Source organism: Pseudaquabacterium terrae (assembly GCF_013266755.1).
In the GTDB taxonomy this organism is placed as follows: domain Bacteria; phylum Pseudomonadota; class Gammaproteobacteria; order Burkholderiales; family Burkholderiaceae_C; genus Pseudaquabacterium; species Pseudaquabacterium terrae.
Map to the genome: position 1 here is coordinate 428,768 of NZ_JABRWJ010000004.1, position 20,840 is coordinate 449,607.

23 protein-coding genes are annotated in these 20,840 nt (G+C 71.2%); 8 read left to right on the forward strand and 15 right to left on the reverse strand.

The genetic code is table 11. The annotated features are described in order from the left end of the window. Nucleotides 1-3: 3 nt before the first annotated feature. Nucleotides 4-1,665, reverse strand: a complete 1,662-nt coding sequence (locus tag HLB44_RS14605; protein WP_173123678.1) for an ABC transporter substrate-binding protein — start codon at nt 1,663-1,665, stop codon at nt 4-6. A gap of 86 nt (nt 1,666-1,751) precedes the next feature. On the opposite strand from HLB44_RS14605, the gene HLB44_RS14610 reads away from it, so the two are divergent. Then, nucleotides 1,752-3,017 carry an MFS transporter gene (locus HLB44_RS14610; RefSeq protein WP_173123680.1) on the forward strand — a complete coding sequence of 422 codons (1,266 nt, stop codon included), beginning with the start codon at nt 1,752-1,754 and terminating at the stop codon, nt 3,015-3,017. Here HLB44_RS14610 and HLB44_RS14615 read toward each other — a convergent pair. From HLB44_RS14615 to HLB44_RS14635, 5 genes are all read right to left on the reverse strand, one after another. Next, complete coding sequence (locus tag HLB44_RS14615) at nt 2,929-3,372, reverse strand: VOC family protein (protein ID WP_173123682.1); 444 nt, start codon at nt 3,370-3,372, stop codon at nt 2,929-2,931. The two genes, HLB44_RS14610 and HLB44_RS14615, sit on opposite strands and share 89 nt — an antisense overlap. Before the next feature lie 68 nt (nt 3,373-3,440). After that, on the reverse strand, nt 3,441-3,917 hold the full coding sequence (locus HLB44_RS14620; RefSeq protein ID WP_343051328.1) for a host attachment protein: 477 nt from the start codon (nt 3,915-3,917) through the stop codon (nt 3,441-3,443). A 68-nt stretch (nt 3,918-3,985) separates the two neighbouring features. Further along, on the reverse strand, nt 3,986-4,240 hold the full coding sequence (locus tag HLB44_RS14625) for a hypothetical protein (RefSeq protein WP_173123686.1): 255 nt from the start codon (nt 4,238-4,240) through the stop codon (nt 3,986-3,988). Nucleotides 4,241-4,299: 59 nt separating this feature from the next. Next, nucleotides 4,300-5,637: a PQQ-dependent sugar dehydrogenase gene (locus tag HLB44_RS14630; protein WP_173123688.1), complete on the reverse strand. Its 1,338-nt coding sequence runs from the start codon at nt 5,635-5,637 to the stop codon at nt 4,300-4,302. 76 nt (nt 5,638-5,713) lie between these two features. Next, on the reverse strand, nt 5,714-6,562 hold the full coding sequence (locus HLB44_RS14635) for a c-type cytochrome (RefSeq protein ID WP_173123690.1): 849 nt from the start codon (nt 6,560-6,562) through the stop codon (nt 5,714-5,716). 88 nt (nt 6,563-6,650) lie between these two features. Between HLB44_RS14635 and HLB44_RS14640 the strand changes: the two genes are divergently transcribed. From HLB44_RS14640 to HLB44_RS14650, 3 genes are read left to right on the forward strand one after another with little or no spacing between them, the layout of a single operon-like run. Continuing rightward, nucleotides 6,651-7,016: a c-type cytochrome gene (locus tag HLB44_RS14640; protein ID WP_343051330.1), complete on the forward strand. Its 366-nt coding sequence runs from the start codon at nt 6,651-6,653 to the stop codon at nt 7,014-7,016. Continuing rightward, nucleotides 7,013-7,963, forward strand: coding sequence for a cytochrome c oxidase subunit II (locus HLB44_RS14645; RefSeq protein WP_173123694.1), 951 nt, complete (start codon nt 7,013-7,015; stop codon nt 7,961-7,963). The genes HLB44_RS14640 and HLB44_RS14645 overlap by 4 nt, the downstream gene beginning before the upstream one ends. Beyond that, the gene (locus HLB44_RS14650; RefSeq protein ID WP_343051331.1) at nt 7,960-10,527 is read left to right on the forward strand and encodes a cbb3-type cytochrome c oxidase subunit I; all 2,568 of its coding nucleotides are present in this window, start codon (nt 7,960-7,962) and stop codon (nt 10,525-10,527) included. Before HLB44_RS14645 ends, HLB44_RS14650 begins: the two co-directional genes overlap by 4 nt. On the opposite strand, the gene HLB44_RS14655 is transcribed toward HLB44_RS14650, so the two are convergent. The 4 genes from HLB44_RS14655 to HLB44_RS14670 all read right to left on the reverse strand — a co-directional run bounded on the left by HLB44_RS14655 (nt 10,528) and on the right by HLB44_RS14670 (nt 13,595). Then, nucleotides 10,528-10,959 (reverse strand): DoxX family protein, encoded by a 432-nt coding sequence (locus tag HLB44_RS14655; protein ID WP_246312261.1) that lies wholly within the window; start codon nt 10,957-10,959, stop codon nt 10,528-10,530. Nucleotide 10,960: 1 nt separating this feature from the next. Then, entirely contained in the window at nt 10,961-11,338 is a 378-nt protein-coding gene (locus HLB44_RS14660; protein ID WP_173123698.1) for a VOC family protein, read from the reverse strand. 59 nt (nt 11,339-11,397) lie between these two features. Next, nucleotides 11,398-11,727: a thioredoxin family protein gene (locus HLB44_RS14665; RefSeq protein ID WP_173124257.1), complete on the reverse strand. Its 330-nt coding sequence runs from the start codon at nt 11,725-11,727 to the stop codon at nt 11,398-11,400. 68 nt (nt 11,728-11,795) lie between these two features. Beyond that, nucleotides 11,796-13,595 carry a DUF885 domain-containing protein gene (locus tag HLB44_RS14670; protein ID WP_217283660.1) on the reverse strand — a complete coding sequence of 600 codons (1,800 nt, stop codon included), beginning with the start codon at nt 13,593-13,595 and terminating at the stop codon, nt 11,796-11,798. A gap of 67 nt (nt 13,596-13,662) precedes the next feature. Between HLB44_RS14670 and HLB44_RS14675 the strand changes: the two genes are divergently transcribed. Next, entirely contained in the window at nt 13,663-14,115 is a 453-nt protein-coding gene (locus tag HLB44_RS14675) for a GNAT family N-acetyltransferase (RefSeq protein ID WP_173123701.1), read from the forward strand. 55 nt (nt 14,116-14,170) lie between these two features. Here the strand turns inward: HLB44_RS14675 and HLB44_RS14680 are convergent, their stop codons facing one another. From HLB44_RS14680 to HLB44_RS14700, 5 genes are all read right to left on the reverse strand, one after another. Further along, nucleotides 14,171-14,545, reverse strand: a complete 375-nt coding sequence (locus tag HLB44_RS14680; RefSeq protein WP_173123704.1) for a VOC family protein — start codon at nt 14,543-14,545, stop codon at nt 14,171-14,173. Between the two features lie 24 nt (nt 14,546-14,569). Then, nucleotides 14,570-14,881 (reverse strand): hypothetical protein, encoded by a 312-nt coding sequence (locus HLB44_RS14685; RefSeq protein WP_173123707.1) that lies wholly within the window; start codon nt 14,879-14,881, stop codon nt 14,570-14,572. Between the two features lie 29 nt (nt 14,882-14,910). Further along, nucleotides 14,911-15,612, reverse strand: a complete 702-nt coding sequence (locus HLB44_RS14690; protein WP_173123709.1) for a hypothetical protein — start codon at nt 15,610-15,612, stop codon at nt 14,911-14,913. 111 nt (nt 15,613-15,723) lie between these two features. After that, nucleotides 15,724-16,347, reverse strand: a complete 624-nt coding sequence (locus tag HLB44_RS14695; RefSeq protein WP_173123711.1) for a glutathione S-transferase family protein — start codon at nt 16,345-16,347, stop codon at nt 15,724-15,726. A 99-nt stretch (nt 16,348-16,446) separates the two neighbouring features. Next, on the reverse strand, nt 16,447-16,938 hold the full coding sequence (locus tag HLB44_RS14700; RefSeq protein WP_173123713.1) for a DUF4148 domain-containing protein: 492 nt from the start codon (nt 16,936-16,938) through the stop codon (nt 16,447-16,449). Between the two features lie 116 nt (nt 16,939-17,054). Between HLB44_RS14700 and HLB44_RS14705 the strand changes: the two genes are divergently transcribed. The 3 genes from HLB44_RS14705 (at nt 17,055) to HLB44_RS14715 (ending at nt 20,608) form a co-directional block, all read left to right on the forward strand. Next, entirely contained in the window at nt 17,055-17,762 is a 708-nt protein-coding gene (locus HLB44_RS14705) for a heavy metal response regulator transcription factor (protein WP_173123715.1), read from the forward strand. A gap of 61 nt (nt 17,763-17,823) precedes the next feature. Beyond that, entirely contained in the window at nt 17,824-19,401 is a 1,578-nt protein-coding gene (locus HLB44_RS14710) for a heavy metal sensor histidine kinase (protein ID WP_173123717.1), read from the forward strand. Between the two features lie 169 nt (nt 19,402-19,570). Then, on the forward strand, nt 19,571-20,608 hold the full coding sequence (locus HLB44_RS14715) for a porin (protein ID WP_246312262.1): 1,038 nt from the start codon (nt 19,571-19,573) through the stop codon (nt 20,606-20,608). Nucleotides 20,609-20,840 lie beyond the last annotated feature (232 nt).

Consider the following 20,840-nt stretch of genomic DNA (forward strand, 5'->3'; position numbering starts at 1 on the left):
GCGTCAGTCGGAATCCTTCAGCCACAGCGCCGAGAAGTCCATCCAGCCGTTCGGCCCGAGCTGAACGCCGGCCAGCGCCGCGCTGGCGTGCACGCCTTGCCATTCGTGGGACAGCGGCAGCAGCCAGCCCTCGCCGACCAGCCAGTGGCCGGTGCTTTCGATCAGCGCGGCGCGCTGCGCGGCATCGGGCGTGCGCTGCACTGCGTGCAGCCGGCGATCGAGCGCCGTGGCCGCGGCCGGCGCCAGCGCGCGGCGCAGCATGCGATTGCTGCCCCACCACTCGTGGCAGCCGTAGTCGCGGTCGTCGTGCAGCACCTCGCTGCACAGCACCAGGTCGGCCTCGTGCCACCAGTCGTCCAGGCGCTCGAAGGCCGCATGGTCGAGCAGCCGCCGTTCGAGCTGCACGCCGGCTTCGCCGAGGCGCCGTTGCAGCGCGTCGCCCAGCGCGCGCAGGCCGGGCAGCGCGAGGCTGACGAGGACCCGCCGGCTGCCGCGCGGCCACGGGCAACGGGCGCGGCCGGCCAGCGGCACGGCCGGCCAGTCCGGCAGCAGCGCATGCGCCGGCAGGCGCTGCGGATCGCCGGCGCCGACCAGCGGCGGCGAGGCGAGGAAACACGCCCAGTCGCGCCGCGCCGCGCCGGTCAGCGCGCGCCGCCCCGCAGGCGTCAGCAGGTAGGTGCAGGCCGATTGCAGGCGGCCTCCCGGCGTCGGCGCCGTCACGCCGGGCTCGAGGTCGAAGGCGCCGGCGCCGCCGCTGATGAACCACAGCTCGAGGCGCTGAATCAGCGGCCGCTCGCGGTAGTGCTGCTCGTTGGCGACGAGGCCCAGGCGCAGCGGGTTGTGGCGCTCGACGCGGAACGCGCCGCTGCCGATCGGCAGGCGGGCGAAGTCGGCGCGGCGGCGGCGCGGCACGATCGACGCGTTGGCGGTGGCCAGGCGCTGCGGCCAGAGCTGGTCTTCGTCGCCGAGCTCGAAGCTGATCGACTCGGCACCGTGCAGCTCGATCGCCCGCAGGTGCCGGTACTGCCGCTGCCACGGGTTCGGCTGGTCGCGCAGTCGCAGCACGCTGGCCGCGACGTCGGCCGCTTCGAGCGGCGTGCCGTCGTGGAAACGCAGTCCCGGCCGCAGCCAGAAGCGCCAGCGTCGCGCGCCGGCGGCGCTTTCCCAGTGATGGGCGAGCGCCGGCACCACCTGCTGCCGCGTGCCATCGAAGCCGACCAGGCGCTCGAACACCTGGCGCACGACGTGGGCCTCGAGGCTGCTGAAGACGAGCAGCGGATCGAGCGTCGTCAGCGGCCGGGCCACCGCCATGCGCAGCAGGCGTTGGGGCGGCGACGCGCCGAGGAACTCCGGCAGCCGCGCCATGAGCCGCTCGCGCTGCGCCGGCTTCAGCCGCGCGAAGGCCTGCTCGAGCTCGCCGCGGCCGACCAGCTGCAGCAGCTCGTCGAGCTGCAGCTGCTGCGGCTCGCGCAGCCACTCGAGCGTGGAGCGGTGGCCGCGGCCGCGCCCGGGCTGCCAGTGCAGCCAGCCTTCGGCCTGCATCTTGCGCAGCCGCATGCGCGCATTGCGCTCGCTGCAGCCGAGCAGCGCGGCGATCGCCGGCAGGCCGGGTTGCCGCGAACCGAGCTGCCGGTGCAGCAGCGCGTATTGCGCCTTGAGTTGCATCGCCGAACGCCCCTCGATAAAAGAGGAAGTGATTGTGCTGCCGCGCATCCATTTTCAGCATCCGCCTTGTTGGCCACACTGCCGGCATGCAACACGGTCCCTTGCCGTCCCCGATGCGCCAGCTGCTGGCGCTCTCGACCCTGATGACGCTGGCGCGCGCGTTGACGACGCCGGTGCTGGTGCTGAGCCTGGCGCAGCAGCTGCGGCTGGGGCTGCCGGCGATCGGCATGCTGCTCGGCGCCGTGCTGGTGGTCGCGACGCTGTGCGGCCTCTACGGCGGTCACCTGGTCGACCGCTGGCGCCCGCGCCGGCTGCTGATCGGCGCCGCCGCGCTGATCGCTGCCGGGCTCGCGCTGCTGCCGGCGGCGCGCGCGCCGGCGCCGGCGCTGGTTGCGCTGCTGCTGTCGGAGACGGCGTTCGGCGTCTTCGGCATCGCCGTCAAGGCCGCGCTGTCCGACGGCTTGCCCGCCGCGGCGCGCGCCCGCGGATTCTCGCTGCGCTACACGCTGACGAACCTGGCTTTCGCGGTCGGGCCGTTCATCGGCAGCGCGCTCGCCGGCCGGCATGCCGCGGCGCCGTTCTGGGCCGCGGCGATGCTGGCCGCGTCACTGCTGCCGTGGCTGGCGTGGCTGCGACTGCGGGACATCGCCGCCGACGGCGCGCCCGCCGGCGCGCCGGGCTTCGTGCAGACGCTGGCGCTGCTCGGCGGCGATCGGGCGCTGGTGCTGTTCACGCTCGGCTGCCTGCTGGGCTGCGTCGTCCATGGCCGCTTCTCGGACTACCTGGCGCTGGTGCTGCTGGGCCAGCGGCCGGCGGCCGAGGTGATGCAGTGGATGTCGGCGCTGATCGCCTGCAACGCGCTCGCCGTGGTGCTGCTGCAGCTGCCGATCGGACAGCGCATTCAGCGCCGCCATGCCGGCCGCTGGATCGCGCTCGGCTCGCTGCTGCTCGCCGCCGGGCTGGCCGGCTTCTGGCACGCGGCGAGCCTCGCCGGCTGGTGCCTCGCGATGCTGGTCTTCACGCTCGGCGAGATCATCATCGTGCCGGCCGAGATGCTGGTGGTCGATGCGATCGCCCCGGCCGCGTACAAAGGCAGCTACTTCGCCGCCCACCACCTGGCACAGCTGGGCAGCGCGGCGAGCCCGGCGCTGTGTGCGCTGGTGCTGGCGCACGGCGCGCCGGGCGGCCTGTTCGGCCTGCTGATCGCGCTCGCGCTGCTCGGCGCGCTGCTGGTCGCGGCCAGCGGCGCCGCGCGCGTCACGTTCAGGGCTGCGCGTGCCAGTGATCGTGCCGCTCGCGCCGTTCCTGCCGGTAGTTGGTCACCTCGAGGCGGATGCCGTCGGGGTCGGTGAGGAAGGTCGCGGTGTAGTCGGGCGCGTACTGCGGATAGGTGTCGGCATCGCTCGCCGCGATGCCGGCCGCCTGCAGCTGCTGGGCCAGCGCCTGCACCTCGGCGATCGAGTCGACGCGCAGGCACAGGTGGTGCAGCCCCGGCGCGTAGGGCTGGTGCGGCGTGGCCTGCCGCGCCGGCCGCAGCACGATGCCGAACAGCCGGTTGTAGTACTGCACGTGCGGGTCGCCGCCGATCTCGAAGCGGTTCTTGCGAAAGCCCAGCGCTTCCAGCAGCAGGCGGTCGTAGAAGGCCTCGGAGCGGGAGAGCTCCGAGACCGTCAGATAGATGTGATCGATGCCGGTCACTTCAGCCATTGGGACACTCCGCGCGCCGTGGATGGGCGCGCAGTGTCTCACCGCGGGCTGGCGCGGCTCGGGCGGCGTCAGGCCGGCCGGTGTGCGACCGGCTCGCCGGCCGGGAACAGCTTGAGCGTCAGCTCGCGCCGGTTCAGCTTCACCAGGTCGAGCGGGCAATCGTCGATCACCACCTGCGCCACCGCCGTCGTCAGCGCCTTGCGCAGCAGGCCGAGGAAGCGCGGTGCCGCGGCGATGCGCAGCGCGGTGAAGCGACCCTTCTGGTGCGCTTCGGCCAGCCATTGCGCGACGCGGTTCGCGAACAGCGCGGCCTCCTGGTGCAGCGCGGTCTCGCCGGCCGATGCGGTGATGTTGCCGCCCGAGCGCAGGTCACCGCCGGCGCGCCGGCCGTAGGCGTCGCGGCGCAGGTCGGCGTCGTCGGCGCGCGAGCCGGCATCGGTCAGCAGCTCGATCTCCTCGAGGTCCTGGCCGTGCCCGGGCAGCGCCAGGACGCGGGCGAAGGCTTCGTCGGCGGTCAGGACCCAGAGCTTGCCGGGCGCCGGCACGTCGCCCCTCTGGTCATGTGCGCGATCGTCAGCGCTGCGGTAGTCCGCTTTCGGTCTCTGTTGCAGGCTCATAGGCCACCTCTTGCCGGCTTGGACCCGGGTGAGTTCCCTGGACGGTCCTTGCCCTGGTCGGCCGAGCGTTCGGCCTGGCGTGCGCGGCTGCGGGCGGCTTCGTCGGCGGCGATCGCGTCGGCGCTCGGGTCCTCGGCGGTCTCGGCGTCGTAGGTGCGGCCGACTTCGTCCTTGCCTTCCTGTTCCTTGGCCGCGTCGCGGCGTTCGTTGATCGGCTTTCCAGGCCCCGAGGGGCGGTTCGCTTGAGTCATCACAATGCTCCGTTGTCCGTGTCAGTGCCGTCGGCCGGCAAGGCCCATGCCCGCGCGGTTCAGCCCGCCGCGCTGACGCGCCAGATGGTGTTGCCGACGTCGTCGGCCACCAGCAGTGCGCCGCGCTTGTCGATGGCCACGCCAACCGGCCGGCCCTGCGCCTGGCCTTCGGGGCCGAGGAAGCCGGTCAGCACGTCCTGCGGCGGGCCGCTCGGCTTGCCGGCGCTGAAGGGCACGAAGACCACCTTGTAGCCCGAGGGCGGCTTGCGATTCCACGAGCCGTGCAGGCCGACGAACATGCCGCTGCGCCACGGCGCCGGCAGCGCGCTGGCATCGGTGCCGACCACCAGGCCGAGCGGCGCGACGTGCGAGCCGAGCGCGTAGTCGGGCTTGATCGCCTTGGCCACCAGGTCCGGACGCGGCGGCTGCGGGCGCGCGTCGACGACGCTGCCGAAGTAGCTGTACGGCCAGCCGTAGAAGCCGCCGTCGCGCACCGAGGTGAGGTAGTCGGGGACCAGGTCGTTGCCGAGCTCGTCGCGCTCGTTGACGACGGTCCACAGCATGCCGGTCGACGGGTCCCAGGCCAGGCCGTTCGGATTGCGCAGGCCGCTCGCGTACAGGCGCTTGGCTCCGGTGCGCGGATCGATCTCCCAGATCGCCGCGCGGCCTTCCTCGACGCCCAAGCCGTGCTCGGCGACGTTGCTGTTCGAGCCGACGGTGGCGTAGAGCTTGCTGCCGTCGCGGCTGGCGATGATGTTCTTGGTCCAGTGGTGGTTGTGCGGGCCGCCGGGCAGGTCGGCCACCTTGGTGCCGGTGGTGCCGATGCTCGTCGCGCCGGGCGTGTACGCGAAGCGCATCACCGCATCGGCGTTGGCGACGTACAGGTCGTTGCCGACCAGCGCCATGCCGAACGGCGAGAACAGGTTGGACAGCAGCACCGTGCGGGTCTCGGCAACGCCGTCGCCATCGGCATCGCGCAGCAGCGTGATGCGGTTGGCACTCGGCACCGCCGAGCCGGCCTTGGCCATCGCCTTCTTCATGAACCACGACTTGATCTTGCCGAAGCCTTGCGGCTTGGGCGCGCCTTCGCCCTTCGGCGGCGCGGCCGATTCGGCGACCAGCACGTCGCCATTGGGCAGCACGTGCAGCCAGCGCGGATGGGCCAGGCCGGTGGCGAAGGCCTGCACCTGCGTGCCACTGGCAGCCACCGGCTTCGCGCCGGCCGGCCAGCCGGTGGCCTCGGCGATCTTGACCGTCGGGATCAGCGATTTCTCCGGCGGCGGCAGCGTTGGGTCCGGCCCGACACCGGCCGATTCGGGCAGCTTGGCCACGCCGCTGCAGGCGCCGATCAGGGTGGCCACCGCGGCGGTGGCGACGAGGGTGGGGCGCAGTTTCATCGGGACCTCCTGAACTGTGACGGGCGACCACGCCACCCGCACGCGCGGCAGGTGACGTGCCTGCGGACCGGCGCCGTCACTGCAGCGTGCCGAGGTAGGCCACGATGTCGCGCGCATCGGCCTCGCGCAGCTCGAGCGCGGGCATCGTCGTCTGCGCATCGGCATGCCGCGGATCGATGATCCAGCGCAGCATTTCGTCCGGCGTGTTTGGCCGCCGGCCGGCGATGGTCTGCCGCCGCGCCAGGCCGGCCAGCGGCGGGCCGACGTGCACGTCGGAGCCGGTGACGCCGGGAATGCGGTGGCAGGCGGTGCAGGCGTGCTGCGTCAGCGCGATGCGGCCGCGCGCCGCATCGGCGCGAAAGCCCTCGGGCAGGCCCTCGCGGCGCGGCGCCGGACAGCTGGCAGCGGCGGTATCGGCCAGCGCGGTGAACTCCGCCGCCGTCAGCGCCGGCAGCCGCTGCATGAAGGCCACCAGCGCCCACAGCTCGGCCTCGTCGAGCCGGTATTGCCAGGCCGGCATGCCGCTCATGCGGATGCCGTTGCGCGTGATCCAGTACAGCTCGGCGGCGTTCCAATGCTGGGGCGCGTCGACCAGCGGCCCCGGCAGCGGCTGCATGCTGCGGCCGATCGGCGCCTGCGCGCGGCCCGGCGCGCCGTGGCACTGCAGGCAGTGGTCGCGAAAACAGGCGGCACCGCGCAGCACGCGCGCCGGGTTGTCCAGCGGCGGCACCTCGATCGCCGCAGCGCGGCGCTTGACGCTGCGGTGCATCGTCAGCTCCATCAGCGAATGCACGGCTTGCGTGTGCGGCACGTTGGCGGCAATGTCGTAGAGGCCGAGCCAGACCACCAGCGCGCCCGCGGCCGTGCCCGCCGCCAGCAGCGTGGCGACGGCGATCAGCGCGGCAAGCGGGCGGCCGATGCGCATCGTGGGGTGTCCTCATCGGCGTTGCAGCAAACAGCCGGCCCGCCGCTTGCCGGGCTGGCAGCGCGACATCCCTGCGAAAGGTCTCGCCGTGTTCCGATTCGGCCTCCCGCTGCTGCTGCTGGTCGCGTTCAGCCTTGCCGGCTGCGGCGAGCGCGGCACGCTTGACGCGGCCCGCGGCGACGCCGAGCGCGGCCGGCTGCTCGTCGCGCGCTACCACTGTGGCCACTGCCATGCGGTGCCCGGCGTGCCGGCGGCGCGCGGGCTCGCCGGGCCGGACCTCGCGTCGTACGCGCGCCGCAGCTACATCGCCGGCCGCTGGCCGAACGAGCCGGCGCGGCTGGCGAGCTGGATCGCCGAGCCGCAGGCGCTGGCACCCGACACGCCGATGCCGAACCTCGGCGTGTCGGCCACCGATGCGCGCGACATCGTGGCCTACCTGGCGACATTGCGATGACGATCGAATCGGTGCTGCGGCCTGCCGGCCCGGCCGCGGCGGCCGGTGCCGAGACCGGCTGGGTGCTGATCGTCGGCAGCGCGCTGGTGCTGATGCTGGTCGGCGCGCTGCTGGCCTGGGCGCTGCTGCGCCGGCGCGCCGCGGGCGAGCAGCACGACGAGCGGCGCCTGGTGCGCCGCTGGGTGATCGGCGGCGGGCTCGCGTTTCCGGCGCTGACGATGCTGGCGCTGTTCGCCTACGCGACGGCGCGCGAGCGCGCGTGGAATCCGCTGCGCACGGCCGACGAGCCGGTGATCACCGTGACCGCGCACCTGTGGTGGTGGCAGGTGCAGCATCGCGACCCGGCGCGCGGCATCGATGTCACGCTGGCCAACGAGCTGCACATTCCCGCTGGCCGGCCGGTGACGATCGGACTGGCCAGCGCCGACGTGATCCACGCGCTGTGGCTGCCGTCGCTGGCGGGCAAGGTCGACGCGATCCCGGGCCGCGTGCTGCAGCTGCGGCTGCAGGCCGACCGGCCCGGCCGCTGGCAGGGCCGCTGCGCCGAGTTCTGCGGCGAGCAGCATGCGCGCATGGGGCTGGTGCTGGTGGCGCACGCGCCGGACGACTACGCACGCTGGCTCGCCGCGCAGGCGCGGCCGGCCGCCGTGGCCGACGAAACGCTGGCGCAGCAGGGCTGGCGGCTCTTCATGCAGCAGCGCTGCAACAGCTGCCATGCGCTGCGCGGGCTCACCGAGTCGCCGTCGATCACCGCGCCGGACCTGACGCATGTCGGCTCGCGGCTGACGATCGGCGCCGGCGCGCGGCCGCTGGACCGGGCCGCGCTGGCCGCGTGGATTGCTGACCCGCAGCAGTGGAAACCGGGGGTGCGCATGCCCTCGTATGGCGACCGGTTGAGTGCGGGCGAGCTCGACGCCTTGGCCGCGTTCCTGGAGCGTTTGCAGTGAATGCGCCCCAGCGCCCACCCGGCATCGATGCCCTGCCCATCGACGATCCCACGCTGCCGAACGCGCTGCCGCGTCCGCCCGACGAGCTGCCGGCGCTCGAGCGCGCCTGGCAGCGCCCGCGCGGCTGGCGCCGGTTGACCGCTGTCAACAACACCCAGGTCGGTCTCTACTACATCGCCACCGCATTGCTGTTCTTCGTGCTCGCCGGCGTGCTGGCGCTGGTGATGCGCGCGCAACTCGCGTGGCCGGGGCAGGCGCTGGTGTCGCCCGCGCTCTACAACCAGCTCTTCACGATGCACGGCACGGTGATGATGTTCCTGTTCGCCGTGCCGGTGGTCGAGGCGATCGCCGTCTACCTGCTGCCCGGCATGCTCGGCGCGCGCGACCTGCCGTTTCCGCGCCTGTCGGCCTACGCCTATTGGGCCTATGCGGTCGGCGGGCTGGCCTTCTTCTGCACGCTGTTCTTCGGGGTCGCGCCGGACGGCGGCTGGTTCATGAATCCGCCGTTGACCAGCGGCGAACACTCGCCGGGCTTGGGCGCCGACTTCTGGCTGCTCGGCATCGGCTTCATCGAGATCTCGGCGATCGCCGGCGCGATCGAGCTGCTGATCGGCATCCTGATGACGCGGGCACCGGGCATGACGCTCGGCCGCATGCCGGTGTTCGGCTGGGCGATGCTGGTCGTCGGCGCGATGATCCTGTTCGCGTTCCCGGCGGTGATCGCCGGCACCTTGCTGCTGGAGCTCGAGCGTGCGTTCGACTGGCCGATCTTCACGGCCGCGCGCGGCGGCGATCCGCTGCTGTGGCAGCACCTGTTCTGGTTCTTCGGCCACCCGGAGGTCTACATCATCTTCCTGCCGGCGGCCGGGCTGGTGTCGATGATGATCCCGGCCTTGAGCCGCACGCCGCTGGTCGCTTACCGCGCGGTGGTGTGGGCGCTGGTGGCGGTGGGCGTGTTGAGCTTCGCGCTGTGGGCGCATCACATGTTCACCGCGGGCTTAAGCGGCGCGGCGCTGCTGTGGGTCTCGGCCGCCAGCCTCGCCATTGCCGTGCCGACCGGCGTGCAGGTCTTCGCGTGGCTGGCGACGCTGTGGCGCGGCCGCCCGCGTCTGAACGGCGCGATGCCGTACCTGATCGCCTTCCTGCTGACCTTCGTCGCCGGCGGCCTGACCGGCGTGATGCTCGCGGTGCTGCCCTTCGATCGCCAGGCGCACGACACGCATTTCGTCGTCGCGCACCTGCATTACGTGCTGATCGGCGGCATGGTCTTCCCGGTCTTCGCGGCCTTGGTGCACTGGGGTCCGCTGATCAACGGCCATGCGCTGAACGAGCGGATGCTGCGCTGGTCCTGCGCGCTGATGTTCTTCGGTTTCCACGCGGCGTTCTTCCCGCTGCACGTCGTCGGTCTGCTCGGCATGCCGCGGCGCATCGCCACCTATGACGCCGGTTTCGGCTGGGCCGGCTGGAACCTGGCGTCGACGATCGGCGCCTTCGTCTTCGCGGCGGGCGTGCTGCTGTTCTTCATCGAGGCCGCGCACACCTGGCGCAAGCCGGAGCAGCCGCACGGCGACCCGTGGCAGGGCGGCACGCTGGAGTGGCTGCCGTCGGAGGACTACGGCATGCGCAGCATCCCGCAGGTGAGCGCTCGCGAGCCGCTGTGGCAGCGGCCGGCGCTCAAAAGCGAGGTCGAGGCCGGCCGGCATTGGTTGCCCGGCACCGCGACCGGCGGCCGCGAGGCGCTGGTCACGCACTGGCGGCGCGCGCTGCCGCAGCACCTGCTGGTGCTGACCGGCGACAGCTGGTGGCCGTTCATCGCGGCCGTCGGCACAGCCGGCTTCTTCCTGCTGCTGACGGTGCAATGGGTGATCACCGCGAGCCTGTGCGGCGTGGTCGCGGTCGCCGCGACGCTGCGCTGGCTGTGGGACACCGACCGGGCGCCGGCCGGCGCGCAGGTGCGCGTCGCGCGCGACGTGATGCTGCCGGTGGGCGCGCGCGGCGCGGCGTCGCACTCGTGGTGGGCGACCTGGCTGGTGCTGCTGGTCGATGCGACGATCTTCGCGTCGCTGGCCTTCGCGCATCTGCATGTCGCGATGCGCGCCGAGGTCTGCCCGCCGCCCGGCGCGCGGCTGCCGGGCTCCGGATGGGCGTGGGCGGCCGCCGCGCTGTGGGGGGTGTCGGCCGCGGCGATCGTGCTCGGCTGGCGCCGGCCGGTCGACATGCTGCGGCGCCGCTCGCTGGTCTGGCCGAGTCTTTCGATTGTTATCGGATGCTTGGCCGCGCTGGCCGCCTTCGCGCTCGACCTGCTCGGCCATCAGGCTGCCGGCCTCGAGCCGCGCAGCAACGCCTGGAGCGCGACGGTCGCAGCGCTGCTCGGCTGGCAGGGCTTTCATGCAGCGCTGCTGCTGGTGATGGCCGGCTACCTGCTGGCGCGCTGGTGGCGCGGGCAGGGCGCACCGGGTCCGGTTGCCACGCGTGACAACGTGGCGCTGTTCTGGCTCTACGTGGCAGCGCAGGGCGCGCTGACCGGCGCGCTGGTGCAACTGCTGCCGCGGGTGCTCGGCTGATCAGTCGACCACGCCGTCGCCGCGCATCAACCGCCCGATGCTGAAGCGCCCCGCGCCCAGCAGCGCGACGGCGACCGCGCCGAACAGCATCAGGCCCTGCAGCTCGATCGCCCAGCCGCCCTGCGGACCGAGGGTGAAGATCTGGTGCGCGTGCGCGAGGCCGATCGCGAACAGCATGTTGATCGCTACCAGCAGCGCGGACACCCGCGTCCACGCGCCGGCGATCATCAGCAGCGGCGCCAGCACCTCGCCGATGTAGGCGCCATAGGCCAGCACGCCCGGCAGGCCGGCCTGTTGCAGCATGCCCGGCATGCCGCCCAGGCCGTGGCGCACTTTCGCGATGCCGTGCAGCAGCACCAGCACGCCGACCGTCAGGCGCAGTACCAGCTTGCCGGCGTCGTCGAAATCGCGGCGCAGTTCGCGGCCCTGCATGTCAACCCGTGACGAGATTGAGGATGTTGCCATCGGGATCCTTGAACCACGCGACGCGCATGTCGCCGCCGCCGTAGATGTCGCCCTGGCGTTCGAGCCCGGGCATGTCGTAGTGCTCGAAGCGCACGCCCTTGGCCTTCAGCGCCGCGACCTCGTCGTCGAGCGCGTCGCCGACGACCCAGGTCACCGCGGTGGCCTGGTTCGTGCCCGCGTATTTCGAACGGTAGACGTTGACCACCGTGTCGCCGCTGCGGTAGCTGACGAGCTCGTCGCCTTCGCTGTCGACCGGCTGCAGGCCGAGCACGCCTTCGTAGAAGCGCCGCGCATGGTCGATGTCATGAACGGCCAGGTTGGCAATCGCGCGATGGGTGTTGAGCATGACGGCTCCTCGGCGTGAACGGCAGATCGTACGCCCGGCAAGCGCCGTGCCCATCGCGCCTACACGGTGGCGGCGGTCAACCGTTGCAGCGCCTGAGAGATCGACGCCAGGTCGCGCGGCCGGATCAGGCGCTCGCGCTCGAGGCCGTCACGCAGCAGGATCAAGGTCGGCCACAGCTTGATGTTGTAGGAGCGGCCGAGCGGCCGGCCCGGGCCATCCTCGATCTTCAGATGGCGCAGGCCGGGATGGGCCTTCATCGCATTGGCCAGCGCCGGCTGGATGCCGCGGCAGATGCCGCACCAGGGGGCGCCGAATTCCAGCAAGGTGGCGCCCGGCAGCGCGTCGACCTCGGTGCGGGCGGGTTCCTTGGCGGCGTAGTCGGGGGTCATCATGGTGGTCTGCGGTCCTTGGAGTGATCCTGGATGGATTGCGCGCCGGTGCCGCGGGTTCCCCAGGCTCACTGACGTTGTTGTGCCGCGATCCAGCGCTCGACATGCGCTTCGAGCGCCGACAGCGGCACCGAGCCGGTCGCCAGCACCGCATCGTTGAAGTCGCGCAGGTCGAAGCGCGGGCCCAGTGCGGCCTGGGCGCGCTGGCGCAGTGCCAGGATCTTCAGCTGGCCGATCTTGTAGGCCAGCGCCTGGCCGGGGTTGTCGATGTAGCGGTCGACCTCGTTGACGATGTCCTGCTCGGTCTTCGGCGCGTTGTCGCGGAAATAGGCGAGCGCCTGCTCACGCGTCCAGCCGCGGGCATGCAGGCCGGTGTCGATCACCAGCCTCACGGCGCGCCACATCTCGTAGGTCAGTTGGCCGAAGCGGTCGTAGGGGTCGTCGTACAGGCCCATCTCGTGGCCGAGCTGCTCGGCATACAGACCCCAGCCTTCGGCATAGGCGACGAAGTACGCGGTGCGGCGGAAGGTCGGCGCATCGGGCAGCTCGAGGCCGCGCGCGAACTGGAAGTGATGGCCCGGCACCGCCTCGTGCAATGACAGCGGCAGCATCTCCCAGGTCGGCCGCGTCTCGGGCTTGTAGAGATTGACGTAGTAGTAGCCCGGGCGCGAGCCGTCGGCCGCGCCGGCCTGGTAGTAGGCGGTGGTGGTGTCCGGCGCGAGGTTGTCGGGAATCGGCCGCACGCCATAGGGCAGCCGCGGCTGCAGACGAAACACCTTGACCAGCTCCGGATCGATGCGCTTGGCGAGCGCGCGGTACGCGTTCAGCAGCTCGGGGCCCGAGCGATGGAAGAAGCGCGCATCGGTGCGCAGGAAGGTGAAGAACTCGGCCAGCGTGCCGCGAAAGCCGGTCTCGGTCTTCAGTGCCTCCATCGCCGCGCGCAGCCGCGCCACTTCCTTCAGGCCGATGGCGTGGATCTCGTCGGCGCCGAGCGGCGTGCTGGTGTAGTAGCGGGCGAGGAAGTCGTAGTACGCACGGCCGGCGGGCAGGGCGGAGACGGCGACCGTCGCGCGCGTGCGCGGCAGGTACTCGGTCTCGAAGTGGCGCGCGAGGCGGCGGTAGGCCGGCACCAGCTGCGCGCGGATCAGCGCCTGCGCTTCGGCCTGCAGCGCGGCGCGCTCGGCCGCGGCAATCGCCGGGCCGATGCGCGTGAATGGGCGGTAGAACGGGCTCTTCGCCGGGTCGTCGACGATCTGCGCGGCGATCTGCGCCGGCACGCGGTTCATCAGCACGCGCGGCGGCAGCTCGCCGGCCGCGACGCCTTCGCGCATCAGCGCGATCGTCTGGTCGATCAGCCGGGGCATCGCGGCGATGCGCGCCAGCCATTGCCGGTAGTGCGCGGCCGTCGCGAACGGCATGGTTTCGGCGATGACATCCGCCGTCTGCACGCCGCCGCGGTGGCTGATCGGCTGCAGGTATTCGCGGAAGGGCTGGCGCTCGACCGCATGGCGCAGCAGCCATTCGAAGCTGTCGTGGTGCAGCTGGTCGGCCGGCGCCAGCGCGGCGCGATCGATGCCGCGCAGCCGCTGCAGCGCCGCGCGGTCGGCGGCCGCGCGCGCGGCGATCGCCGCGGGGCTGAAGTCGGTCCAGCGGTCGTCATAACGCGTGTCGCCCTGGTAGCTGGCGGTTTCCGGGCTGTCGCGCAGGCTGCGTTCCCACTCGTCGGCGAAGAGCGCGGGCAGCGCGCGGGCGGCGGGGTGGCGTGCGGCCTCGGTGGCCGTGGCCGGCACGGGCGTGGCGGCGAACGACGGTCCGCAGACGAGCAAGGTGGCGAGCAAGGTGGCCGGCAGCACGCGCAGGCGGGTCAAGGCGGGTCCCTCGTGATCACGAAACAAAACCGCGAGCTTACGTCGCCCGGCGAAAATGGCCGCCACCATGCCGATCATCCTCGAAGCCCCCGGCCAGCCCGACGTGCTGGCCCTCATCGAAGCCCTCGACGCCTACCAGAAGCCGCTGTATCCGGCGGAGTCGCACCACGGCATCGACCTGAACGCGCTGTCGCAGCCGAACGTGTTGTTCGCCGTCGTGCGCGACGACACCGGCCGCGCCGTCGGTTGCGGCGGGATCGCGCTCGAGCGCGACTACGGCGAGCTCAAGCGCATGTTCGTCGACCCGCAGCAGCGCGGCAAAGGCCTGGCCAAGGCGCTGCTCGCCTTTCTCGAGGCCGAGGCGATGCAGCGCGGCTGCCGGCTGTTCACGCTGGAAACCGGCTACCTGCAGGACGATGCGCTGGGGCTGTATGCACGCGCCGGTTATGAACGCTGCGGGCCATTCGGCGATTACGCCGAGGATCCGAACAGCGTGTTCATGCGCAAGGCGGTGGGCTAGCGGTTTTGCTGATGGGGCGAAGATCGCCTGGGGAGTCCGGTTGACCGCCGATGGGTCAGGCCGCGGCCGGGAGCTCGACGATTTGCAGACCGTTCCCGCAGGGGTCCTGGAAGGTTGCAAGCACGCCGCCCCAGAACTGCTTTTCAGGGGCGCCGGTGAAGCGGACACCGAGGGCCAGCAGCTCCTGGTGCTTCGCGGATGCGTCTTGAACCTTGAACGACAGGCCTGTGAAGCGCCCGACAAGGGCCCTGTCTTCTTCAGGCGCGTCGTCGGCCACGGACTCGACGACAAGGTCTGCGCTTCCGGACTCGAAAACGCAGTAGCCGTGCTGAGCACCGTCCGCCTTGATGGGCAGACCCAGGATCTGCCCATAGAAGCGCTTGGCGGCAACGATGTCCCGGACGAAAACGCGTGCGGCGCTCAGTTCCATGTCGGTTCCTTGGTCAATTGGGTTTCAGGCTGCTGTGCTCGCATGAAGGAGCCTGACGAAGAAGGGAATGATGGCCACCTTGGCGAGAGCCAGGTAGCCAACCATCAATACATAGGCAAGAAGGCGAGGGAGCCTGTTGCGCAGAAGATGCGGCGGAAAGAGGAACGGCCAGAGAGCAGGAAGTACCACCGCACAAGACACGGCCAATACCAATCCGATCGCTGGATTGAAAGCCCAAGACGCGGCTGCAACACAGGCACAGGCGGCAGCCAGTACGAAACCCCAACGAGCATTGCGACGTAGCGGGATGCCGAGCGTCTTGGGTTGGATTTCCATGGGCATTCAGTCGCAGTGTGTGATCTCGCCTACTCGCCGCCGCCGATCCGCACCCTGAACCGCGTGCCGCGCCAGGCCCACGCTAGCACGAAGAAGAACGCCGTGAAGATCGCGCCGGCCCACCACTCGGTGATGTTCTCGACCGCGTCCTTGACGTCCGGGCCGCTCCACGCCAGCGGCAGCAGCAGGTGCGCGAGGCCGAGCAGCGGCAGCAGGGCGCACAGCGTGACGAGGCTGCGGCTGATGCGGCGCTGCAGCGGCACGCCGTGCAGGCGGCGATGCATCTGGTCGCTGACGATCAGCATGCCGATGCAGGTGAACCCGAAGTAGAAGGCGATGCCGTAGCGGCGCATCCAGCGGTAGCCCTCGCCCTCGGTGCCGAGGAAGCTGCCGTACAGCACGAGGAAGACGCCGGCCGCGATGCCCAGCGCCGGCAACGTGCGCAGCGCGCGCTCGGGGCCGCCGCCGATGCCGCGCAGCCACTGCGGGCAGGCCATCCAGACCAGCGCCTGCAGCACCGCCGCCGGCAGCAGCAGTGCGCGGAACAGGATGTTCGGCAGCCCGTGCCGCGCGGCACGGCTGATCGACGTGCAGCCGTCGATGAACGGATTGCAGTCGGGCACCAGGCCCAGCGCCACCGACAGCCGCAAGGCGATCAGCGTGGCGACGAGCGGCAGCGCGCCGGCCAGCAGCGCCAGCGGCCAAAGTGAGCGTCCCGCGGCAGCGGGCATCGTCGCCTCAGTCGGCGCCGGGCCGTTTCCAAGCCGACTGAGCGCCCAGGGATCCCGCAAGGGATCCTTCGGATCCCAGGGGCCGCGAACCAAGTGAGCTGGGGGCTGACATCAGTTCGGCAACTCGGCCAGCGCCTTCTTCACCGCCGGCCGCTCGTTCATGCGTGCGCGGTGCGCCAGCAGCCGCGGCAAGGTCGAGGTGTCGACGCCGTCGCCTTCGAGCCAGCCGGCGATCGTGTACAGGTAGGCGTCGGCGGCGCTGTAGCGCTCGCCCAGAACCCACGGGCCGTCGAGCCGGCGCTCGATCAGCTCGGCGCAGGCGCGCATCGTCTGCGGTACCTTGCGCTGCATCGCCTCGATCGCCGCGGCGTCGTCGACCCAGCGCGCGCCGCGCCGCTTGTGCGCATGGGCCACGTGCATCGTCGAGGCGAGGTAGCTGTTGAACTCCTGCATCTGCGCGAAGCGGAACGGATCGTCCAGCGGCGCGAGTCGGGCCTCGGGGAAGCGCTGGGCGATGAAGGCCAGCAGTGCCGGCGTCTCGGTCAGCACGCCGTCCTCGGTGACCAGCGCCGGCACGCGCCCCTTCGGGTTCAGCTTCAGGTACTCGGCGCTTTGCTGCTGCTGCGCGCCGAAGTCGAGCTTGGCCAGCGTGAAGTCGGCGCCGGCCTCGTGCAGCGTGATGTGGGTGGCCAGCGCGCAGGTGGCCGGGGCGGTGTAGAAGGTCCAGCGGGACATTGCGAGCGCTCCATGGAAGAGCTGCGCAGTATCCCGCCAAGCCGGCGTGCCGGGCCGCCGACGCGGCTATCGCGCCGGCAGCAGGTCGTCATGCGACGCTCAGTTCGCGCGGCGCGCCACCGTCGTCGACACCGGCTCGACGCCGCGGTAGGCCAGCGGCGCCGCTTCACGCCGGGTCAGCCCGGTTTCGCCGGCGACCACCACGTCACCGCTGCGCACGGCCTCGGCAAACTCGGCCTTGACCTGCGCCCGCGTCTTCGCGACGGCGGTGGCGGCCAGCGGCGCGGCCGGCTGGTCGGCCCGGTGGCCGAACTCGCCGGCAGCCACCAGCGTGCCGCTGCGCACGGCACGTGCGACCTCGGCCTGCACCTGGCTGCGCGTGACGCTGCTGAAGCCCGGCTGCGAATTCTTTTGCGCCAGACCGAACTCGCCAGCGGTCGGCAGCTCGCCGTTGCGCTGGGCCTGCAGCACTTCGGCCTGCACCTGCTGCCGCGTCCTTGGCGCGTTGGCATCCTGGGCCTGGACCTGGGTTGCCGCAGCGAGGGCCAGCATCAGCAGCGTGGCTTGGGGGGTGATCGTCATCCGCTTCATGTGTCGCTCCTTTGAGGTGATGGAGCGAACGATAGAAAGTTGCCGCCGGCAGGAGGCTTTCGGCCGGATTACAAATCCGTCATCCGGGATTTCCCTGCCCCCCTATCATTCATGCCATGCGCGTGCTGATCGTCGAGGATGAACCGAAGACCGCGGCCTACATCAAGAAGGGCCTGACCGAGCACGCTTTCGTCGTCGACGTGGCCGGCAATGGCCTCGACGGGCTGCACCTGGCGACCACCGGCACCTACGACCTGGTGCTGCTCGACGTGATGCTGCCCGGCGCCGACGGCTGGACGGTGCTGCAGGCGCTGCGCCAGCAGCGCGACACGCCGGTGTTCTTCATCAGCGCGCGCGACGAGGTGGCCGACCGCGTCAAGGGCCTCGAGCTCGGCGCCGACGACTACCTCGTCAAGCCCTTCGCGTTCTCCGAGCTGCTGGCGCGCATCCGCACGATCCTGCGCCGCGGCGCGGCGAAGGTCGATCCGGTGGTGCAGATCGCCGACCTGCGCATCGATGTCGTGCGCCGCCGCGTCAGCCGCGCCGGCCAGCGCGTCGAGCTGACGGCCAAGGAATACGCGCTGCTCGACTACTTCGTCCGCCATGCCGGCGAGGTCGTTTCGCGCACGCTGATCGCCGAGCACGTCTGGGACATGCATTTCGACAGCGATACCAACGTCGTCGACGTCGCGGTGCGGCGGCTGCGCGCCAAGCTCGACGATCCGTTCGAGCAGAAGCTGATCCACACCGTGCGCGGCGTCGGTTACCTGTTCGAGGCGCGCGGCGGCGCCGAGGGCGACAGTGGCAGTGGGGAATGGGGATGAGCCCCCGCCCGGCCGCTCCGAAGGGGGCTCGCACCGCAGTGCGCAGCACGGAGGTTTTCCGATGATTCCCTGGCTGCACCGTCGGGTGCATGCGCTGCGCAGCTCGATGACCGCGCAGATCGGCCTCGCGATCACGCTGATCTCGGTGCTGCTGGTCGCCGGCTGCGGCTACGCGGTGATGCGCATGACGCGCGAGCAGCTGCGCGAAGGCGGCGAGGTGCTGATGCTCGCCAACCTGGCCTTCCTGCACGAGGACCTGGCGGTGGCGCAGTACGACACCGATCGTGTCGCGCAGCGCCTCGTCAACCGCATCGAGACCCAGCTGGGCAGCCTGCACGTCGCGTTGCTCGACGACCGGCATCGGCTGATCGCCGCCTCCGACTGGTTCGACGTGCCGCTGGACGTGCTGCCGAAGAGCGCGCTGTCGACCAACGAGATCCCGCCCGGCATCACGCACGGCAAGCTGCGCTGGCTGCAGCAGCTGTACGGCCCGCTGACGCAGGTCTGGACGACGCCCGATGGCCGCATGTACCGCCTGCTGGTGGCCGAGGTGCCGGTGCCCGAAGGCCACGCCCGCGCTGCCCTCGGGCCGCTGCGCGTGGCGCTGGCGCTGGAGGTGACGCAGACGCGTGATGCGGTGCTGCTGGGCTGGAAGGTGTTCTTCGGTGCGCTGGTTGCCAGCGTCATCGCGGCCAGCGTGCTCGGCATGCTGATCGCGCAGCGCATCGTGATCGCGGCGCGCCGGCTCGGCACGGCGGCCAGCCGCATCAGCGCCCGTGCGCTGCACGAGCGCCTGCCGCTGGACGACGCGCCGCGCGAGCTGCAGGAGTCGGGGCTCGCGTTCAACCGCATGCTCGACCGGCTGGAGGGCGCGTTCAAGCGCCTGTCGGAGTTCTCGTCGGACCTCGCGCACGACCTGCGCACGCCGATCAACAACCTGCTCGGCGAGGCGCAGGTCACGCTGTCGAAGCCGCGCAGCGCCGAGGAATACCGCGCGGTGCTCGAGTCGGCGGTCGAGGACTACGAACGCATCTCGCGCCTGATCGAGAACATGCTGTTCATCGCCCGGGCCGAGGATGCGCGCGCCTCGCTGCAGTGCGAATGGATCGAGCTGCGCCAGGCCTCCGAGCGCGTGCGCGACTACTTCGAGCCGCTGGCCGACGAGCGCGGCATCACGATGGCCTGCGAGCTGCATTGCGCGCCGACCACGCCGACGCGCGTGTGGGCCGACAAGACGCTGCTGATCCGCGCCTTGGGCAATCTGATGACCAATGCGCTGCGCCATGCGACGCCGGGCAGCGACGTGCGCCTGTCGGCCACGCCGTACGACGACGGCGCCTGCCTGGTCGAGGTCTGCAACGAGGGCCCGCCGATCGAAGCGAACGAACAGGCGCGCATCTTCGAGCGCCTGTACCGCATCGACCCCTCGCGCGAAGGCTCGGCCACCGGCTCGGGCCTGGGCCTGGCGATCGTCAAGTCGATCATGGACCTGCACGGCGGCCGCGCCACGGTGACCAGCGGCGTCGGCCAGCGCACGGTCTTCGGCCTGTGGTTCCCGGGGCCGCCGCGCACCGGTGACGCCGCGGCGGCCGAAGCCGCGCCGCGCAGCCGCGAAGTCGAGCAGACGCTGGGTCTGTAGATTTTTTGAGCGTGCGGCATCGGCGACACACGCCATGCCGAATCCGGGGGAGGGGTGCGAGCACCGACGCACCGGTTGCGACGCCGCGGGCGACAGCCCGGCGCGTGCTTCCTACGCTGCAGTCTGTCCGGAGATGGACATGCACGCATCAACCTCCCACAGGAAAGTCATGAAGCACATCGCAGCTTTCGCTCTGCTCGCCACCGCCGCCGTCGCGGCCAGCGCCCAATCCAACGTCACGCTGTTCGGCGTCGTCGACGTCGCCGCCCGCCACGTCAAGAACGGCGACAACACCTTGCGTTCGCTCAGCGGCAACGGCCTGAACAGCAGCCGGCTGGGCTTTCGCGGCGTCGAGGACCTGGGCGGCGGCCTGAAGGCCGGGTTCTGGCTCGAACACGGTTTCAACGTCGACACCGGCACGCAGTCCGATGCAGCGCGCTTCTGGAATCGCCGCTCGACCGTCAGCCTCTCCGGCGGCTTCGGCGAGCTGCGCCTCGGCCGCGACTTCACGCCGACCTACACCGGCTTCGCCGACTACGACGTCTTCGGCACCAACGGCGTCGCCGATGCCGGCAAGTTCAACTCGGTGCTCGGCACCAACGCCGACACCGCGACGCGCTCGGACAACGAGGTCAGCTACTTCACGCCGGGCAACCTCGGCGGCTTCCGCGCGCAGGTGTCGTTCGCGCCGAGCGAGAAGGTGGCCGGCAAGAAGTACATGGGCGGCCGTGTCGCCTATGGCGCCGGTCCGCTGGACGTGTCGCTCGCTTATGGCCAGACGACGGTGACGCCGAGCGCCGGCGAGGACAAGTACAAGTTCGTCGTGCTCGGCGGCTCGTACGACTTCGGCGTCGCCAAGCTCACCGGCTACGTCAGCCAGGCCGAGTTCGCGAACCTCGAGATGCAGGTGGCGAACATCGGCGTGCAGGTGCCGCTGGGCCAGGGCATCCTGCGCGCGTCGTACATCCGTGCCGATGCGTCGGGCCGCACCGCCGCCGGCGCCAACACCGAGAACAACGACGCCAACCAGATCGCGCTCGGCTACGTCTACAACCTGTCGAAGCGCACCGCCCTGTACACCACGGTGGCGCGCGTCAACAACAAGGCCGGCGCGACCTTCGTCGTCTCCGGCGGCCCGGCACTGCCGAGCCCGAACAACGGCAAGGACTCCACCGGCGTCGACTTCGGCCTGCGCCACAGCTTCTAAGCACCCGCTCGAAGCACTCTCCCGAAAAGGGGCCGCGTCCGCACCGGGCGCGGCCCCTTTCTTCGTTGACGCGCCCTTTGAGAATTAGCATCATGGCGCTGCACTGACGCGCAGATGACGGCGCCGTCATGTGACCGCCACCTTCGCGTAAACCCTAGCTTCTTATCGTTCGACGCAAGCGCTCTTTCGGGGTCCCGATGCCAGCACGGCTGTGCATTCGGCGTCCCGGACG

Bases quoted from the DNA above. Each gene is read 5' to 3' on its own strand.
- HLB44_RS14605 (WP_173123678.1), bottom strand. From the start codon at position 1,665: ATGCAACTCAAGGCGCAATACGCGCTGCTGCACCGGCAGCTCGGTTCG.
- HLB44_RS14610 (WP_173123680.1), top strand. From the start codon at position 1,752: ATGCAACACGGTCCCTTGCCGTCCCCGATGCGCCAGCTGCTGGCGCTC.
- HLB44_RS14615 (WP_173123682.1), bottom strand. From the start codon at position 3,372: ATGGCTGAAGTGACCGGCATCGATCACATCTATCTGACGGTCTCGGAG.
- HLB44_RS14625 (WP_173123686.1), bottom strand. From the start codon at position 4,240: ATGACTCAAGCGAACCGCCCCTCGGGGCCTGGAAAGCCGATCAACGAA.
- HLB44_RS14630 (WP_173123688.1), bottom strand. From the start codon at position 5,637: ATGAAACTGCGCCCCACCCTCGTCGCCACCGCCGCGGTGGCCACCCTG.
- HLB44_RS14635 (WP_173123690.1), bottom strand. From the start codon at position 6,562: ATGCGCATCGGCCGCCCGCTTGCCGCGCTGATCGCCGTCGCCACGCTG.
- HLB44_RS14645 (WP_173123694.1), top strand. From the start codon at position 7,013: ATGACGATCGAATCGGTGCTGCGGCCTGCCGGCCCGGCCGCGGCGGCC.
- HLB44_RS14655 (WP_246312261.1), bottom strand. From the start codon at position 10,959: ATGCAGGGCCGCGAACTGCGCCGCGATTTCGACGACGCCGGCAAGCTG.
- HLB44_RS14660 (WP_173123698.1), bottom strand. From the start codon at position 11,338: ATGCTCAACACCCATCGCGCGATTGCCAACCTGGCCGTTCATGACATC.
- HLB44_RS14665 (WP_173124257.1), bottom strand. From the start codon at position 11,727: ATGACCCCCGACTACGCCGCCAAGGAACCCGCCCGCACCGAGGTCGAC.
- HLB44_RS14675 (WP_173123701.1), top strand. From the start codon at position 13,663: ATGCCGATCATCCTCGAAGCCCCCGGCCAGCCCGACGTGCTGGCCCTC.
- HLB44_RS14680 (WP_173123704.1), bottom strand. From the start codon at position 14,545: ATGGAACTGAGCGCCGCACGCGTTTTCGTCCGGGACATCGTTGCCGCC.
- HLB44_RS14685 (WP_173123707.1), bottom strand. From the start codon at position 14,881: ATGGAAATCCAACCCAAGACGCTCGGCATCCCGCTACGTCGCAATGCT.
- HLB44_RS14690 (WP_173123709.1), bottom strand. From the start codon at position 15,612: ATGCCCGCTGCCGCGGGACGCTCACTTTGGCCGCTGGCGCTGCTGGCC.
- HLB44_RS14695 (WP_173123711.1), bottom strand. From the start codon at position 16,347: ATGTCCCGCTGGACCTTCTACACCGCCCCGGCCACCTGCGCGCTGGCC.
- HLB44_RS14700 (WP_173123713.1), bottom strand. From the start codon at position 16,938: ATGAAGCGGATGACGATCACCCCCCAAGCCACGCTGCTGATGCTGGCC.
- HLB44_RS14705 (WP_173123715.1), top strand. From the start codon at position 17,055: ATGCGCGTGCTGATCGTCGAGGATGAACCGAAGACCGCGGCCTACATC.
- HLB44_RS14710 (WP_173123717.1), top strand. From the start codon at position 17,824: ATGATTCCCTGGCTGCACCGTCGGGTGCATGCGCTGCGCAGCTCGATG.
- HLB44_RS14715 (WP_246312262.1), top strand. From the start codon at position 19,571: ATGAAGCACATCGCAGCTTTCGCTCTGCTCGCCACCGCCGCCGTCGCG.